This window comes from Photorhabdus thracensis, assembly GCF_001010285.1.
GTDB lineage: Bacteria > Pseudomonadota > Gammaproteobacteria > Enterobacterales > Enterobacteriaceae > Photorhabdus > Photorhabdus temperata.
In genome coordinates this window covers 675,200-693,247 of sequence record NZ_CP011104.1, presented here as the reverse complement: position 1 = coordinate 693,247, position 18,048 = coordinate 675,200, and the positions used below count along the sequence as shown (strand labels likewise).

The 18,048-nt window shown below is 43.1% G+C and carries 15 protein-coding genes; 8 read left to right on the top strand and 7 right to left on the bottom strand.

The features are described from left to right. Positions 1 to 75 precede the first annotated feature (75 nt). From ppiD to bolA, 7 genes are all read right to left on the bottom strand, one after another. On the bottom strand, positions 76 to 1,947 hold the full coding sequence (gene ppiD, locus VY86_RS02790) for a peptidylprolyl isomerase (protein WP_046973842.1): 1,872 nt from the start codon (positions 1,945 to 1,947) through the stop codon (positions 76 to 78). A gap of 177 nt (positions 1,948 to 2,124) precedes the next feature. Next, a complete protein-coding gene (gene hupB, locus VY86_RS02785) occupies positions 2,125 to 2,400 on the bottom strand; it encodes a nucleoid-associated protein HU-beta (protein WP_021323863.1) in 276 nt (91 codons plus the stop codon). Between the two features lie 231 nt (positions 2,401 to 2,631). Next, positions 2,632 to 4,986, bottom strand: coding sequence for an endopeptidase La (gene lon / locus VY86_RS02780; protein WP_046973841.1), 2,355 nt, complete (start codon positions 4,984 to 4,986; stop codon positions 2,632 to 2,634). A gap of 209 nt (positions 4,987 to 5,195) precedes the next feature. Continuing rightward, positions 5,196 to 6,467: an ATP-dependent protease ATP-binding subunit ClpX gene (gene clpX, locus VY86_RS02775; RefSeq protein WP_023043762.1), complete on the bottom strand. Its 1,272-nt coding sequence runs from the start codon at positions 6,465 to 6,467 to the stop codon at positions 5,196 to 5,198. Between the two features lie 137 nt (positions 6,468 to 6,604). Beyond that, positions 6,605 to 7,228, bottom strand: a complete 624-nt coding sequence (gene clpP / locus VY86_RS02770; protein WP_046973840.1) for an ATP-dependent Clp endopeptidase proteolytic subunit ClpP — start codon at positions 7,226 to 7,228, stop codon at positions 6,605 to 6,607. A 272-nt stretch (positions 7,229 to 7,500) separates the two neighbouring features. Further along, positions 7,501 to 8,805, bottom strand: coding sequence for a trigger factor (gene tig, locus VY86_RS02760; protein ID WP_046973838.1), 1,305 nt, complete (start codon positions 8,803 to 8,805; stop codon positions 7,501 to 7,503). Positions 8,806 to 9,181: 376 nt separating this feature from the next. Then, a complete protein-coding gene (gene bolA, locus VY86_RS02755) occupies positions 9,182 to 9,493 on the bottom strand; it encodes a transcriptional regulator BolA (RefSeq protein WP_046973837.1) in 312 nt (103 codons plus the stop codon). 250 nt (positions 9,494 to 9,743) lie between these two features. On the opposite strand from bolA, the gene VY86_RS02750 reads away from it, so the two are divergent. From VY86_RS02750 to cyoE, 8 genes are all read left to right on the top strand, one after another. Next, entirely contained in the window at positions 9,744 to 10,322 is a 579-nt protein-coding gene (locus tag VY86_RS02750) for a lipoprotein (RefSeq protein ID WP_021323487.1), read from the top strand. A 52-nt stretch (positions 10,323 to 10,374) separates the two neighbouring features. Then, entirely contained in the window at positions 10,375 to 11,853 is a 1,479-nt protein-coding gene (ampG, locus tag VY86_RS02745) for a muropeptide MFS transporter AmpG (protein ID WP_046973836.1), read from the top strand. Positions 11,854 to 12,095: 242 nt separating this feature from the next. Beyond that, positions 12,096 to 12,857, top strand: a complete 762-nt coding sequence (locus VY86_RS02740; protein WP_046973835.1) for a nucleoside-specific channel-forming Tsx family protein — start codon at positions 12,096 to 12,098, stop codon at positions 12,855 to 12,857. 364 nt (positions 12,858 to 13,221) lie between these two features. Then, complete coding sequence (gene cyoA / locus VY86_RS02735) at positions 13,222 to 14,148, top strand: cytochrome o ubiquinol oxidase subunit II (RefSeq protein ID WP_023043756.1); 927 nt, start codon at positions 13,222 to 13,224, stop codon at positions 14,146 to 14,148. Between the two features lie 4 nt (positions 14,149 to 14,152). Next, positions 14,153 to 16,144, top strand: a complete 1,992-nt coding sequence (gene cyoB, locus VY86_RS02730; protein WP_046973834.1) for a cytochrome o ubiquinol oxidase subunit I — start codon at positions 14,153 to 14,155, stop codon at positions 16,142 to 16,144. After that, positions 16,134 to 16,748 (top strand): cytochrome o ubiquinol oxidase subunit III, encoded by a 615-nt coding sequence (locus tag VY86_RS02725; protein ID WP_046973833.1) that lies wholly within the window; start codon positions 16,134 to 16,136, stop codon positions 16,746 to 16,748. The genes cyoB and VY86_RS02725 overlap by 11 nt, the downstream gene beginning before the upstream one ends. Beyond that, on the top strand, positions 16,748 to 17,080 hold the full coding sequence (locus tag VY86_RS02720) for a cytochrome o ubiquinol oxidase subunit IV (protein WP_036842421.1): 333 nt from the start codon (positions 16,748 to 16,750) through the stop codon (positions 17,078 to 17,080). The genes VY86_RS02725 and VY86_RS02720 overlap by 1 nt, the downstream gene beginning before the upstream one ends. A gap of 13 nt (positions 17,081 to 17,093) precedes the next feature. Then, positions 17,094 to 17,978: a heme o synthase gene (gene cyoE, locus VY86_RS02715; RefSeq protein ID WP_046976682.1), complete on the top strand. Its 885-nt coding sequence runs from the start codon at positions 17,094 to 17,096 to the stop codon at positions 17,976 to 17,978. Positions 17,979 to 18,048 lie beyond the last annotated feature (70 nt).

The window sequence follows — 18,048 nt, the reverse complement described above, 5'->3', positions numbered from 1 at the left end:
TATGCGAAAGGCCGCGAAAGCGGCCTTTATGAGCAAGATAATTACAAAAATATTTGCGATATTCCCCGCAAATTTTTATTCAATATGACCTAACTTAATTTTGGCTTTTTCACGCAAGCTAATCAATAATGACTCCAGCATCGCGTTACCCATCTCACTCTGGTAACCATCAGTCATGCTTTTAATTTGCTCTCCGGATACAACACCTGGAGTCACTTTATCCAATTGAATCAAAACAACGTCATCCAAACTATTTTTCGCTAAACCATACTCTGCCTTAGCTGCTTTTGGCTGTGGTAAAGCGAATACCGCATCAACCAATACATTATTCTGAGGTATACGCTGAATAACCTGAGATTCACCAAAATGAATGCCTGCGTCTTTCAGAGCTTGTTCACCTTTACCTTCTTTTAAGGCAGCAAGTAATCTCTCACTTTCAATTTGAAGCTGTTTTTCAGCTTTCTGACGCTTAACCAGTTCGATAACCTGTTCTTTAACTTTCTCAAATGGCTGCACTGTTTCTGGCTTGTAATTATCTACACGCAGAACAAACGCACGATCACCTTCAACTGAGATCACATCAGAGTTAGTGCCTGTTGGCCCTTGCCCATCAACAAGATTACCTTCAAAAATTGCATGAATAACAGAACTAAAATTAATCTCTGCCGGCACATTATTGCGATCAAACCAATTAGTCGTCACAATTTTAATACCTGAAACTTCCTCAGCAGCAGCTAAAGATTCATTATCGCTGGTAGCCGCATCACTGACCTTCTGTTGCAGAGCATAGAAAGCATCTACCGCTTTTTCCTGTTTAACTATTTTCTCAATTTCAGAGCGAACTTCAGACAAAGGCTTAGTTATTTGAGGCTTAACATCATCTAAATGGAAAATAGCGAAACCATTAGGAACTTTAATCACAGAAGAAGTTTGGCCTTTCTCTCTTAAGTGAGCTTTTTTCATCTCTTCAGGAAGAGAATCCGCTTCCATCCAGCCAATATCGCCATGATTTTTCGCTGAAAACTTATCTGTGGATTTTTTAGTCGCCAATTTACCAAAATCAGCACCTTTATTCAGCTCATCAAGCACTGCTTTGGCTTCAGCTTCGGTTGCAAGCTGAATCAAACTGTATTTTTTCTGCTCTGATTGAGTATAACGCTTCAAGTTGTGCTCATAGTAAGTATCAATATCAGTGGATGTGGCTGAAACTTTATCCATTTCATCTACAGCATCCATTTTTATATAGCTGACTTTCACTTCTTCGGGAGCAATAAAGCTGTTCTTATTTCGAGCGTAATAATCCTGTAAATCTTTATCTGTCACTTCTTGCTGCGCCTGAATTTTCTTCAGCTCCAGTGTAGCCAGACGGACTGTCCTCTTTTGCAAAAGCAATTCAGCATTGAGTTTTGCCTCACCAGGCAATGCTATTTCACTACCAGAAAAAGACATAACTAATTGCTGATTAATTAAATTCTGGCGCGTTTGTTCAGCAAAAATATCCGGACTCTGATTGAAACGGTTGAGCAGTTCCAGGTATTTGTTGTTATCAAATTTACCATTTGTCTGAAAATAAGGGATATTTCGGATAGAATCCTTAACTTGCTCATCACTGGCAGATAGACCCAATTCACGGGAATATTGCTCAATCAACGCGTTATTAATCAGACGTTCCAAAGCCTGGCTACGAATCTGCTTCATACTTTGTTCGTCACTTGCCAACACAGAGAATTTATCTCCCAGTTGTTCTTGCAACGTGTTTCTCTCTTGCTGAAACGCCTGCTCCAATTGAGCACGACTGATAGTCTGGCCATTCACTTCGGCAGCATAACTACCAGTTCCACTTGTCAAGTAGCCCCCAACCCCTGTCAGTACAAAAGACAAGATAATGAGAGCCAGCACGATTTTAAGCACAGGACTGTTTGCCGCCGTGCGTAGGTTGTCCATCATAAAGAGGCAAAACTCCGCTTTGGTGAAATAGAAAACGCTATATTACGCTAATTCAAGCGTTAAGAGAAAAAAAGCGCACCAATCAATTGATGCGCTTCTATTTTAGCTTACCAAATCTGTCTCGTCAGTCTATGTTTACCAATATAGCAGACGTCGACAAAGAATATTTGGTTTGTGTTACTCGTTAACCGCGTCTTTCAAACCCTTACCTGGACGGAAAGCAGGTACTTTAGCCGCAGCAATTTTGAGCTCTTTCCCTGTTTGAGGGTTACGACCAGTACGTGCAGAACGTTCACGAACAGCAAAAGTACCGAATCCCACCAGAGCAACATCATCGCCATCTTTCAATGCAGCAGTTACAGAAGAAATGAATGCATCTACTACACGCCCTGCAGCTGCTTTAGAAATATTAGAGTCAGCAGCAATTTTGTCGATCAGTTGTGATTTATTCACTCTTATTCATCCCCATATAGTATTTTACTATCGCATCAGAATCCTAACGGATAACCCGATAGCAGTGCCGTTATATCAATCCTTTCCGGTATTGGCAAGAAATCATAAAACAGCAAAATATTTATTAGACAATTCATCCAAGTTAACGATACAAAAAAAGCTGGTAAGCCTGAATTCACTTACCAGCCTATATTTCATCCATAGCTCTTGAGATCGTTCACTATTTTTATACTATTTAACTGACACTAATTCCGCGCCAAACGCAGGATCCTGCAATGTAATAGCTAAAACATCTTCAATACGCTTAACCGGATGGATCTGTAGATCCGCAATAATGTTCTGAGGAATTTCTTCCAGATCACGTTTATTCTCTTCGGGAATCAAGACTGTTTTAATACCACCTCGATGCGCAGCCAATAGTTTCTCTTTCAAACCACCGATTGGCAGAACTAAACCACGCAGAGTAATTTCACCCGTCATAGCAACATCGGCCCGAACTGGATTACCTGTTAGACAAGAAACCAATGCTGTGCACATAGCGATACCTGCACTTGGGCCATCTTTTGGTGTTGCGCCTTCTGGAACGTGGACATGAATATCCCGCTTTTCATAGAAATCAGAGTTGATACCCAGTTTATCAGCCCGGGCACGAACAACGGTCAATGCAGCCTGAATGGATTCCTGCATAACCTCACCTAATGAACCGGTATAGGTCAGCTTACCTTTCCCTGGAACACATGCAGTTTCAATGGTTAATAAATCACCACCAACCTCGGTCCATGCAAGTCCTGTGACTTGACCAATACGGTTCTCTGTATCTGCACGACCATAATCCACACGTTGAACACCCAGATAGTCCTTCAGATTATTTGCATTGATCTCAATGTGTTTTAAGCTCTTATCCATGAGCAATGTTTTCACCGTCTTACGGCACAATTTAGAAATTTCTCGTTCTAAACTACGCACTCCGGCTTCACGGGTGTAATAACGGATAATGCCAATAATGGCACTGTCATCAATAGTTAATTCATCTTTTTTCAGGGCATTACGCTCAATCTGCTTAGGCAGCAAATGACGTTTGGCAATATTTAGTTTTTCATCTTCGGTGTAACCGGAAAGACGAATAATTTCCATACGATCCAGCAATGGTGCCGGAATATTCATAGAGTTGGATGTTGCAACAAACATGACATCTGACAAATCATAATCGACTTCCAGATAATGGTCGTTAAATGCCACGTTCTGTTCCGGGTCCAAAACTTCCAATAAGGCAGAAGCTGGATCACCACGCATATCAGATGACATCTTGTCGATTTCATCCAACAGGAACAATGGATTTTTCACCCCAACTTTGGACATTTTCTGAATCAATTTACCCGGCATAGAACCAATATAGGTACGGCGATGACCACGGATTTCCGCTTCATCACGAACTCCGCCCAATGCCATACGCACATATTTCCGCCCGGTTGCTCGTGCGATAGACTGGCCTAAAGAAGTTTTACCCACCCCTGGAGGCCCAACCAGACATAAAATCGGCCCTTTAATTTTACTGATTCGGCTTTGTACTGCCAGATACTCAAGGATACGCTCTTTCACGCGCTCCAAACCATAATGGTCAGTATCCAGAGTCTCCTGGGCTTTAACCAAATCTTTTTTAACTTTACTGCGGACAACCCACGGAACCTGTACCATCCAATCAATGTAGCTACGGACAACCGTCGCTTCCGCCGACATAGGAGACATCATTTTCAGCTTTTGTAATTCAGCTTCCGCTTTTTCATGGGCTTCTTTTGGCATTTTTGCCGCTTCAATTTTGCGCTTGAGAGTCTCATACTCATCAGGCGCATCATCCATTTCACCCAGCTCTTTCTGAATCGCTTTCATCTGTTCATTCAGGTAATACTCGCGCTGGCTTTTTTCCATTTGTTTCTTCACGCGATTACGGATGCGTTTTTCTACCTGTAACAGATCAATTTCTGATTCCATCATTGCCATTAGATATTCAAGGCGCTCAACAACATCAGACATTTCCAGAACAGTCTGTTTGTCACTGAGTTTCAATGGCATATGAGCAGCAATTGTATCAGCTAATTTAGCAACATCTTCAATATTGTGCAGTGAGGTCAAAACCTCCGGCGGGATTTTTTTATTGAGCTTAATGTAACCTTCAAACTGATTAATAGCCGTTCTGATCAGAACTTCCTGCTCACGCTCATCAACGATTGGTGAATCAAGATACTCAGCCTGAGCAGAAAAATGCTCACCATTGTCAGTCAGAGTCGTAATACGGGCACGTCTCAACCCTTCAACAAGTACTTTTACGGTGCCATCCGGCAGTTTTAACATCTGTAAAATAGAAGCTAATGTACCAACGGAGAAAAGATCATTAACCCCTGGCTCATCAGTTGAAGCTTCTTTTTGCGCAACCAACATGATCTGTTTGTCATGATCCATTGCTGCTTCCAGGCAGTGAATAGACTTTTCACGCCCTACAAACAGTGGGATCACCATATGCGGGTAAACCACCACATCGCGCAGAGGCAATACAGGGATTTCTATGCGTTCGGAACGCTCAGGATTCATAGAGCTCTCTCTTCGTTTAGCTTTCGCCAGTTTTTAAGGAATCTCGTGAAACACGGTTCTCACGAGTTTCACTTCATAGAATATAAAATATATGGGGACAGGAATTTGACATTCAATGGTATGGCACTTTAATTAAAAATAAAATGAGGGCAACCCCCTCATTTTATTCAATAATATCTCGTTTAGTGAATTCCCTGTCCTGGCCTCAATTATTCACCAGAAACCTGGGCATCCGGCTTGCTGTAAATCAGTAATGGTGCAGATTGACCATTGATAACGGATTCATCTACAACAACTTTCCCAACATTTTCCATTGATGGCAAATCGTACATCGTGTTCAGCAATGCACCTTCAACAATAGAGCGCAGGCCACGGGCCCCTGTCTTACGAAGCACCGCTTTCTTAGCAATAGCGATCAGAGCTTCATTTCTGAACTCCAGATCGACACCCTCAAGGTTAAATAGAGCCTGATACTGCTTAGTCAGCGCATTTTTAGGCTCTTTTAGAATCTGAATCAACGCTTCTTCACTCAGTTCAGTAAGCGTGGCAACAACAGGTAACCGCCCAATAAACTCAGGGATAAGACCAAATTTGATTAGATCTTCTGGTTCAGCCTGTGCAAACAATTCGCCTTCAGTCGCTTTTTCTGACTCACCTTTGACTTTCGCACCAAAGCCAATACCAGTACTGGTATTCAGACGCTGGCTAATCACTTTATCCAGACCGGCAAACGCCCCACCACAAATAAATAAGATTTTAGAGGTATCTACCTGTAAAAACTCCTGCTGTGGATGTTTACGTCCGCCCTGAGGAGGAACCGCCGCAATTGTACCTTCAATCAATTTCAGCAGCGCTTGCTGTACACCTTCCCCTGAAACATCCCGGGTAATTGACGGGTTATCAGATTTACGTGAAATTTTGTCAATTTCATCAATGTAAACAATACCGCGTTGAGCTTTCTGCACATCGTAGTCACATTTTTGCAATAACTTCTGAATAATGTTTTCTACATCTTCGCCCACATATCCCGCTTCGGTCAGCGTAGTCGCATCTGCCATAGTAAAGGGAACGTCAAGATAACGGGCCAGTGTTTCAGCCAGCAGTGTCTTACCACTCCCTGTTGGCCCAATAAGCAGAATATTACTTTTACCTAATTCAACACTGTTACTGGTATCGCCATTACGTAACCGCTTATAGTGATTATAAACAGCAACTGCTAACACTTTTTTCGCCGTTTCCTGGCCGATAACATAATCATCCAGATGCTGACGAATTTCATGAGGAGTTGGTAATGCACTACGCTCACGATGTGGTACAAGCTCTTTAATTTCTTCGCGAATGATGTCGTTACATAAATCCACACATTCATCGCAGATATACACTGACGGGCCAGCAATCAATTTCCGCACTTCATGTTGGCTTTTCCCGCAGAAAGAGCAATACAGCAGCTTTCCTGAACCGTCTTTGCGCTTATCTGTCATCAGTCACAACCTCACTTTAATCAACTGCCACCCCAGATTCATCTGGCAAAGCAGGAAACTCTGCTATTACCCCGAACGGCATAGCCTTACCAAATGGTAAGGCGAATATTTATATTATAGCTTCCGGGAATAATAAATTAATCGCGATGGGTGAAAATCTTATCAACCAACCCATACTCTACAGCTTCACTTGCTGACAAGAAACGATCACGTTCTGTATCTTTCTCAATTTCTTCAAGGGTTCTTCCCGTATGTTTTGCCATCAAATCATTCATACGCGCTTTAACTTTAAGTATTTCCTGAGCATGGATCTCAATATCCGTAGCCTGCCCTTGGAAACCACCTAATGGTTGATGGATCATGACCCGGGAATTTGGTAGACAGATACGTTTTCCTTCTGCGCCGGCAGTCAGCAAGAATGCCCCCATTGAACATGCCTGCCCCATACAAATGGTGCTAACATCCGGTTTAATAAACTGCATCGTGTCATAAATGGACATGCCCGCAGTAATCACACCACCTGGTGAATTAATATATAAGAAAATATCTTTTTCCGGATTCTCTGCCTCAAGGAACAACATTTGGGCCACAATCAGGTTTGCCATATGATCTTCAACCTGACCGGTCAGAAAAATAATACGTTCTTTTAACAGGCGTGAATAGATATCGAACGAACGCTCTCCACGTGCAGTCTGTTCAATTACCATCGGCACCAAAGCCATATGAGGCACATATTGATCCCGCTTGTCGCTATATGACATTTCCGTCTCCTAATAGAATTCATGTTGGTGCCATTCATAACCGATTCTACTTGAGATAAGCGATGATGACCATGATTCAAAAGTTAATCAATCAAAGGAGGATTACCCCTGAAAAATTTTGCAATCATATACATAATGTAAAAAAGGATCTGGGGTTAAACCCACTTTTTTCAAGAAAAATTTTGCCTTTATTCATAAAAAAACCCGCAGATAAATCTGCGGGTTCAGTTTCACAGAGATGATAAATTCGTTATCTCAAGCGAAGCTAAAGCTTACGCCATTTGATTCTGATTCATTAACTCATTGAAAGTTGTTTCTTTTTCAGAAACTTTTGCTTTACCCAGAAGAACTTCAACAGCTTGTTCTTCCAGAGCAATATTACGAACATTGCTCATCAATTCCTGGTTTTTACCATAGAATTCGATCACTTCCTGAGGATCTTCATAGGCAGAAGCCATTTCCTCAATCAGTCCTTTAACACGCTCTTCGTCAGCTTTCAGTTCATTGCTACTGATAACTTCACCTAATAACAAGCCAACAACAACGCGACGTTTAGCTTGTTCTTCAAACAGTTCACGAGGCAATTCCAACGCTTGTTTTTCATTGCCACCAAAACGCTGGACAGATTGACGGCGCAGAACATCAATTTCGCCATCAACAACAGCAGCCGGAACTTCGATTTCGTTAGCTTTAACTAAACCATCGATAACCTGGGATTTAATACGGTTACGAACTGCATTTTTCAGTTCACGTTCCATATTCTTACGTACTTCTGCACGCAGGCCGTCAACAGTGCCATCAGCAATACCGAAACGTTTGATGAATTCTTCAGTTAACTCCGGTAATTCACGCTGTTCCACTTTTTTCAAAGTGATCGCAAACTTAGCTGCTTTACCTTTCAGATTTTCAGCATGATAATCTTCTGGGAAGTTCACATCAATAATGAACTCTTCACCCGTTTTATGACCAACAATGCCCTCTTCGAAACCTGGGATCATACGACCCTGCCCCATAGCCAGAACAAAATCAGAAGCTTTGCCGCCTTCAAACTCTTCACCATCAACAGAACCGTTGAAGTCAACAGTCACACGATCTTCCGCACTAACAGCTTCTTCGGTTTCTTTCCAGTCAGCCTGCTGCTTACGCAATGTTTCCAACATTGCATCAACATCTTCGTCTTTTACTTCAACAACGGGTTTTTCAACTTCAATAGCTTCCAGGTCTTTCAGCTCAACTTCCGGATACACTTCAAATTCTACAGAATAAGTGAAATCTTCATCGTCTTTGAACTGCTCTGGCGCATAGCTTGGCGCACCCGCTGGATTGATTTTTTGTTCGATGATTGCATTAATAAAGTTACGTTGCATCAGATCACCCAGAACATCCTGAATAACAGAAGCACCATAACGTTGTTTAACGATGTTCATAGGCACTTTGCCTTTACGGAAACCATCAATACGAACTTTTTTTGCTACATTGACCAACTCACTGCTAACTGCCTTTTCAACATCGGCAGCAGGAACGGTGATTGTCACACGACGCCCAAGGCCTTGAGTGGTTTCAACAGAAACTTGCATCTTTTTACCTCAAAAAAATCATAGTGCTCGGTCAACTCCAGAGACCGTACAACCGGCAGATGTTCTATGTGCCAATCGCAACACTCTCTAAGAACCGGGGCGGTCGCATTTAAAAACCGAGAATCCCTGATGTCAGAAGCATCCCGAAACCATTCTAAAAATTAGACGCGACATTATAGCGATGCAGACGGTGTGAGTCGAGAATTGCTAACAAAAGCCCGAGGTATTCATCAATTCCATGCAACAACAATTTCTTAGCTATCAGGATTGCGTTCAAAATGTGTCACATACAAAACGCAAAAACGGCCCAAAGGCCGTTAATCGGGTTCATTCTATTTTAATATCGCAATTTCAGGAGAATGCCCCAATTAAGTACTCAGGCCACATTACCACCCCGACAAGCCGGTGAAGCTAAAACAGTATCCTGCAATTCATTCCACTCTTTTTCGGTATAGGTATGCAACGCCAAAGCATGAACACCTGCGGCCAGTTCTGCCGATAATGTACCGTAAACAGAACGATGGCGATTCAGCATACGTTCACCAACAAATTTATTACTGATGATTACAACCTTAAAATGGCTTTCAGAACCTACAGGTACATTATGACGATAACTTTCATCAATAACCTCAAGATATGAGGGGTTAAATGCAGCCTGTAATTTCTCTTCTATATCCTGGTACACCATAATCATTCTCCTTACACTACATAGCAATCGTACTGCCAACCATATCAATGATTTTAGTCTATTCTTCATGAGTTATAGCACCAGCGTATTAAAATATCTTTTAATCAAACCCCACATCAAAAGGTTTTTATACACGTTTACCTCATCAGGGATATGCCATGATCAAAGGCAGTGCTATTATTGGCGTAGTTTATGCTTATTAAATTGATAAGTATTACTGGACATCCTTATCACTGATGAGAAAATCAACATGTTGAAAAGAATATTATTCCCGCTTATAGCCCTTTTTCTTCTTGCTGGTTGTGCTGCTCCCAGCAATACCCTGACTATCGAACCTAAAATTACGCTGCCAACAGCAGACCCAACTATGGGGGCTATTACCATCAGCATCAGTGGTGCCGACAATCGCCAATCTCAGACACTCGCTCAAGTTAACCGCAATGCAAAACTGGAAATACTGAAACCGTCCCGTGATCTGCGTTTTCTACTCCAGGAAATCCTGGAAAAACAGATGGCTGCCCGTGGTTATATGATTGGCTCTCCAGCCAATGCTAATTTGCAAATTATTGTGAACAACCTGTATGCAGATGTTAAAGAAGGCAGCTTACGTCATAATATTTCAACAAAAGCCGATATTTCCATCATCAGTGCAGCGCAAAACGGAAGTAAACAAGTTAAAAACTATCGCACTAGCTACAATGTGCAAGGCCCTCTCGGAGCAACCAATGAGAAAATTGCTGATGCGGTAAATACTGTACTATCTGAAGTCATCGCAGATATGGCTCAGGATCCTTCCGTGAGTAATTTCATCAAACAAAATGCCCGCTAATTAAGGATTAATTACTTACTCTGTCCGCCAAGGACAGAGTTTTGGGAGGCTCATGTATTATCGTTATCTCACTGTTTTTACTCAACATAACTCACGTATCCTGCTTTTACTTGGCTTTGCTTCTGGTTTACCTCTCGCACTGACTGCCGGCACCCTGCAAGCGTGGATGACCGTTGAAAACGTCGATCTTAAAACTATTGGCTTCTTTTCCCTTGTCGGCCAGGCATATGTTTTCAAATTTCTTTGGTCCCCTTTTATGGACCGCTTTACCCCTTCTTTCCTTGGGCGCCGCCGTGGTTGGCTGCTTGTTACACAGTTATTACTGATAGCCAGTATTGCTGCAATGGGTTTTCTCCAGCCATCTCAACATTTATGGTGGCTGGCAGCACTGGCAGTCGCCGTCGCTTTCTGTTCTGCGTCACAAGATATCGTCTTTGATGCTTATAAAACAGATTTACTCAATAGCGAAGAACGGGGCGTAGGCGCGGCTGTTTCGGTACTTGGTTACCGGTTGGCAATGTTAGTTTCAGGCGGGTTAGCATTATGGATCGCAGACCGCTATATAGGCTGGCAACACACATATTGGTTGATGGCTGGATTGATGCTGATTGGCGTCTATGCAACGTTAAGAGCCAAAGAGCCCAAAATTAACGCACCTCCACCCAAAACACTTCAGCAGGCCGCAATAGAACCATTAGCTGATTTTTTCAGTCGTAATAATGCGTGGCTGATACTGCTATTAATTGTCATGTATAAAATAGGCGATGCCTTTGCTGCCAGTCTCAGCACCCCATTTCTCATCCGTGGTATTGGTTTTGATGCTGGTGAAGTCGGTATGATCAACAAAACACTGGGATTAGCCGCAACTATCGTCGGTGCATTATATGGTGGTTATTTGATGCAACGATGGAGTTTATTTCGCTCACTAATGATATTTGGCATTCTTCAAGCCATCTCTAATACTGGATACTGGCTGTTATCCATCACTGACAAAAATATCTACACTATGGGCAGCGCCATTTTTCTGGAAAATATCTGTGGTGGAATGGGAACCGCTGCATTTGTTGCCTTGCTTATGGCTTTATGTCACAAATCATTCTCCGCAACACAGTTTGCTTTATTATCTGCCTTATCGGCTGTTGGGCGAGTATACGTCGGCCCGATTGCTGGTTGGTTCGTTGAATTACATGGCTGGCCAAACTTCTATCTGTTTTCTATAGCAGCCTCTGTTCCAAGTTTATTACTGCTATTTATCTGCCGCCAAACTCTGGCTTACACCCAACAAACCAATGATTTTATGCCGCGTACTCAGTTCAGAAATTTTTATCGCCTAGCTTTTGGCTTACTATCATTAGCAAGTATCTTTCTTACATTTTGGTTATTTACCATAATCACCAATGCTCTCAACTGGACTAATACCCCTAATCTGGCCGAACAATTACTATTGTTAGGAGCACAGTTCGGTATCGCCGGCATCATTTTAGGCAGCATTCTGGATTATCTTGCATTAAGAAGGAACAAATTGGCTTAACAAAGTAAAAACATTAAATTAATTTATTAAAGGTTGACTACGGTCAGCCTTTTTACATTCGGCTAAAAACTAAGTGATAATGATCACATTTTGGATAGTCATTTATCTAAAAGTGCTATTTTTGAGTAATTATTGGATTGTTCAATATTCATATCCGCGTAAAATCAGGCTACCATTTTTAAGGCTTATTTATATAGCTTTAAAATTAAAAACCTCTTTTCATGGATGCGTTAGAGAAATTTATGAGAAAAACCATTCTGGCTACTGCCTTATTGACTACTGTCTCAGTTCCAGCTTATGCTGAATATCAATGGGGCTTTGCTAATATCAGCATGAACTACCTCGACTGGACCAGCCACACCACACATAAATCAGGGCAAACCTCTCATAAAGACGACTTTGCCTATGTGGAACTGGAAGGCGGAACCGGATTTGACTGGGGTGAATTATACGGGTTCTTTGATCTGGAAAATGCTTTCAACAGCAAACATGCTCAACCAGGGGATAACCAAAGATACACCTTTAAAACAACCGGGCGCTTCTATCTGGCTGATACTGGTTTCAATCTCTACGGCCATGTTTACGGGACTTATTCCCTCCCAGGTAAAGCACACGGTGGAAATTTCCATGAGGTAAATACCCTGTATGGTATTGGCTACAACACTGACATCGCCGGTGTCTGGTTCAAACCATTCGTTGCATTACATTATGTTGATCAAACTTTCTACTCTGGTAATAACGGCTATGTTGTCGGCTGGGTGGCAGGTTATGATTTTCAGCTCTGGCAGGAAAAATTCAGTATAACTAACTGGAATGAAATAGAACTTAACCGGAATGAGCGCTATGGCAATGGCGGACGGGACGGTGTTAACGGCGCAGTGGCATTGTGGTGGACACCTCACCCATCTTTCACAACCGGCGTTCAATATCGATATGCCGATCATAAATTAGGTGAAGGGTTCTGGCAGGATGGAATTGTCTACACCATCAAATATAATTTCTAATTACTGATGTTAACTGTGAGCTGCTTCTGAGGTAGCTCTCAGTTAATCTAATTCTTAAATAGAATTTCCGTCATGAAAACCTTTAAAGTAAATTTTTATATTTTTCTTTCCACTGAAAAATATAAAAATATTTCAATATAAATTAATATTTCCATCACATTTCAGTCACACCTCGTTAAGCTGAAATAACCTTTTCAAGCTAGCTCTTGCCGCATCTTCCATTTACATGTGATCCCACTAACATAAAGGGTCAACAACCTATCAACTAACTATTACAAATGTTTACACTCCTGTGGCCTTACCGTAGAATGCCCACACTGATGAAACGACAATAGAGCTTTTGTTATTTGGAGTCGTTAGACTTATGAAATACAATAAAAGTATTGGGATATTGTCATTACTGGCAGCCACTCTTATGTTGAATGGTTGTGATATGGTATTGATGAATCCTAAAGGCGCCATCGGCGCTGAACAAAAAACGCTAATACTCACGGCTATTGGCCTGATGCTTATCATTGTTATTCCGGTAATCATCATGGCATTTACCTTTGCCGTGCGTTACCGCGAAGCCAACAAAAACGCTACCTATCGCCCTAACTGGGCACACTCAAATAAAATTGAGCTGGTAGTGTGGACGGTTCCTATCATTATCATTATCATTTTGGCAACTATTACCTGGAAAACAACCCACGAGCTTGATCCATATAAGCCACTGGTCAGCGACGAAAAACCAGTGACTATTGAAGTAATCTCTCTTGACTGGAAATGGCTGTTCGTTTACCCGGAGCAAGGTATCGCTACCGTTAACGAAATTGCCTTCCCTACTGGTGTTCCTGTTAACTTCAAAATCACCTCTGATTCTGTGATGAACTCATTCTTCATCCCACAGTTAGGTGGTCAAATCTACGCAATGGCGGGTATGCAGACGAAACTTCACTTAATTGCCAATGAACCAGGCACTTATAAAGGTTTGTCCAGCAGCTACAGCGGGCACGGCTTTTCCGGCATGAAATTTACTGCCACAGCTACCGCGGATCGTGAAGGTTTTGAACAATGGGTCCAAAAAGTAAAAGCCTCTCCCAAAACCCTGGATACCATGCAGGCATTTGATGAGTTAGCCAAACAAAGCCAGAACCATCCGGTTGAATACTTCTCAAGCGTTAAGCCTAACCTGTATCAAGACATTATTGCCAAATTTATGGGCGACATGAACATGCATGGCGGCCACGGTGCAACGACAGGTCATAACATGAATATGAGCGAAATTGCTCATGCCGGAGTTGAGGAATAAAGTAATGTTGGGAAAATTAACACTTGATGCAATCCCATTGCATGAGCCCATTATCATGGTCACTCTTGCAGGGATTCTCTTCGGAGGGCTCGCAGTTGTCGGAGCCCTGACCTATTTCCGTAAATGGAAATGGCTGTGGAGCGAGTGGTTAACCAGCGTTGACCACAAAAAAATCGGTATTATGTACATCATCGTGGCACTGGTTATGATGCTCCGTGGCTTTGCTGATGCCATCATGATGCGTGGTCAGCAGGCTGTCGCCTCCGCTGGCGAAGCAGGTTTCCTGCCGCCGCATCACTATGACCAGATCTTTACCGCCCACGGCGTCATCATGATTTTCTTCATGGCAACACCTTTCGTTGTCGGCCTGATGAACATCGTGGTTCCACTACAGATCGGTGCCCGTGACGTTGCGTTTCCATTCCTGAACTCACTGAGTTTCTGGTTCTTTGTCGTTGGTGTTGCACTGATTAACATCTCGCTGGGTATAGGTGAATTCGCTCAAACTGGCTGGTTAGCCTACCCTCCACTCTCAGGTATAGAGTATAGCCCTGGCGTTGGGGTTGATTACTGGATATGGAGTCTCCAGATATCCGGTATCGGTACGCTGCTGACAGGTGTTAACTTCTTTGCCACGATCCTGCGGATGCGTGCCCCCGGCATGTCTATGATGAAAATGCCGGTATTCTCTTGGGCAGCACTGTGTACTAACGTACTGATCATCGCAGCATTCCCGATTCTGACTGTTACCATTGCCCTGCTGACTTTCGACCGCTACATGGGCACCCATTTCTTTACCAATGATATGGGCGGCAACATGATGATGTATATCAACCTGATATGGGCCTGGGGTCACCCTGAGGTTTATATTCTGGTACTGCCGGTCTTTGGTGTCTTCTCTGAAGTTACTGCGACGTTCTCAAAAAAACGACTGTTCGGCTATACTTCTCTGGTATGGGCAACCATTGCCATTACCGTATTGTCGTTCATCGTATGGCTACACCACTTCTTTACAATGGGCTCCGGCGCGAACGTTAACGCCTTCTTCGGTATAGCCACCATGATTATCTCGATTCCGACAGGGGTTAAGATCTTCAACTGGCTGTTCACGATGTATCAGGGCCGTATTGAGTATAAAACACCGATGTTGTGGACTGTCGGTTTTATCGTCACCTTCTCTATCGGTGGTATGACTGGGGTTCTGCTGGCGGTTCCGGGTGCAAATTTCGTTCTGCATAACAGTCTGTTCCTGATCGCACACTTCCATAACGTTATCATTGGTGGTGTTGTCTTCGGGTGTTTCGCTGGTACTGCTTACTGGTTCCCAAAAGCATTTGGTTTCACACTAAATGAAAAATGGGGTGTCCGCGCATTCTGGTTCTGGCTCATTGGCTTCTTCATCGCCTTTATGCCAGTTTACGCACTTGGCTTCATGGGTATGACCCGTCGTATCAGCCAAGATATCAACCCTGAATTCCATACTCTGCTGGTTGTCTCCGCAATCGGTGTTGCACTGATTGCCGTTGGTATCCTGTGTCAGGTCATTCAATTCTACGTCAGTATCCGTGACCGTGACCAAAACCGTGACCTGACTGGTGACCCTTGGGGTGGACGTACTCTGGAGTGGGCAACATCTTCTCCACCGCCATTCTATAACTTTGCTGACGTTCCACATGTTCAAACCCGTGATGCATGGTGGGATATGAAAGAAAAAGGCACAGCTTATAAGCGTCCTGCTAAATATGAAGAAATTCATATGCCTAAAAATGCCGGTGCAGGTGTGATTATTGCTGGCTTCAGCTTGCTTTTTGGTTTCGCTATGATTTGGCATATCTGGTGGCTGGCTATCGCAGGCTTCGCCGGCATGATTATCACTTGGATTGCGAAAAGCTTTGATGACGATGTTGATTACTACGTACCCGTTGCTGAAGTTGAGCAAATTGAGAATCAACACCATGAACAAATTAGCAAGGCAGGTCTGAACCATGTCAACTGAAACTATGACTAACCACAATCATGCCCATGAGGATCATGGGCACCACGATGCGGGAGCCACTAAGGTATTCGGTTTCTGGATCTACTTGATGAGTGACTGTATTTTGTTCGCATGTCTGTTTGCGACTTATGCAGTGCTGGTTAACGGAACCGCAGGCGGCCCATCTGGTAAAGAAATTTTCGGCCTCTCTTTTGTACTGGTTGAAACTTTCCTGCTGTTATTCAGTAGTATCACTTATGGCTTTGCCATGCTAGGCATGAACAAAGGCAAAATCGGCCAGGTTAACGCTTGGCTCGGTATGACTTTCCTGTTCGGCCTTGGCTTCGTGGCAATGGAACTGTATGAATTCCATCATCTGATTGCAGACGGCTACGGCCCTGACCGCAGTGCGTTCCTGTCTGGATTCTTCGCACTGGTCGCCACTCACGGTATCCACGTTACCTGTGGTCTGGTCTGGATTATCATCATGATAATTCAGGTAACACGCCGCGGCTTAACCGATGTTAATAAAACCCGTCTGAACTGCCTGAGCTTATTCTGGCACTTCCTTGATGTCGTGTGGATCTGTGTGTTTACCGTTGTTTATCTGTTAGGAGCTATGTAATGAGTCATTCAAATACAGCTCATACTGGAGCTAGCCACGGTAGCCTGAAGTCTTATATTATCGGCTTTGTTCTTTCAGTCATCCTGACAGTGATTCCGTTCTGGATGGTAATGGATGGTTCCGCCTCCCATGCCACTATTCTGACAACGGTAGTCGGTCTGGCTGTTGTGCAGATTCTTGTTCATTTTATCTACTTCCTGCACATGAACACTTCGTCAGAAGAGCGCTGGAACTTAGTCGCATTGCTGTTCACTATTTTGATTATCGGTATTGTTGTTGTTGGCTCGCTATGGATCATGTACAACCTCAACATTAATATGATGGTTGATTAAAGAGCTGCATATTATGATTAAGCAATACCTGCAAGTAACTAAACCAGGAATTATTTTCGGCAATTTAATTTCTGTGATCGGTGGTTTTCTACTCGCCTCGAAAGGGGTGATTGATTACCCTTTGTTCATCTCGACTCTGCTCGGCGTCTCATTAGTCGTGGCTTCTGGTTGTGTATTTAACAACTACATTGACCGTGACATCGATCGGATCATGGAAAGAACAAAAAACCGCGTCCTTGTAAAAGGGCTTATTGATCCGAAAATCAGCCTGATTTATGCATTAATACTGGGTATTGCTGGCATGGTGCTGCTCTATGTAGCAGCCAATGCCTTAGCAATGCAATTAGCGATTATCGGTTTTGTCGTATATGTAGGGGTTTACAGCCTTTATATGAAAAGGAAATCTGTCTATGGCACGTTGATCGGCAGTTTGTCCGGCGCTGCACCTCCGGTTATCGGTTATTGTGCAGTGACTGGTCAGTTTGACACGGGCGCGTTGATCCTGTTACTGATTTTCAGTTTGTGGCAAATGCCGCACTCCTATGCCATTGCTATCTTCCGTTTCAAGGATTATCAGGCAGCGAACATCCCTGTACTACCCGTGATTAAAGGCATCTCTGTGGCGAAAAACCATATTATCCTTTATATCCTGGCATTTATGATTGCAACTCTCATGTTGGCAATCAGCGGTTACGCTGGTTACAAATATCTGATTGTTGCAGTAGCAGTCAGCATCTGGTGGCTGGGAATGGCATTATCCGGTTATAAAACGGCTAATGACCGCGTTTGGGCCCGTAAGTTATTTGTCTTTTCCATTGTGGCAATCACTTCCCTGAGTGTCATGATGTCTGTTGACCCAAATGTGTCCTCAGAAACCTTTCTAACTTACGTCCGGTAATTCTCCCTGATGGCAGTGGCATACGCCTCTGCCATCAGTTTCCTTTTCGTATCCTTCCCCCTCTCCTTAT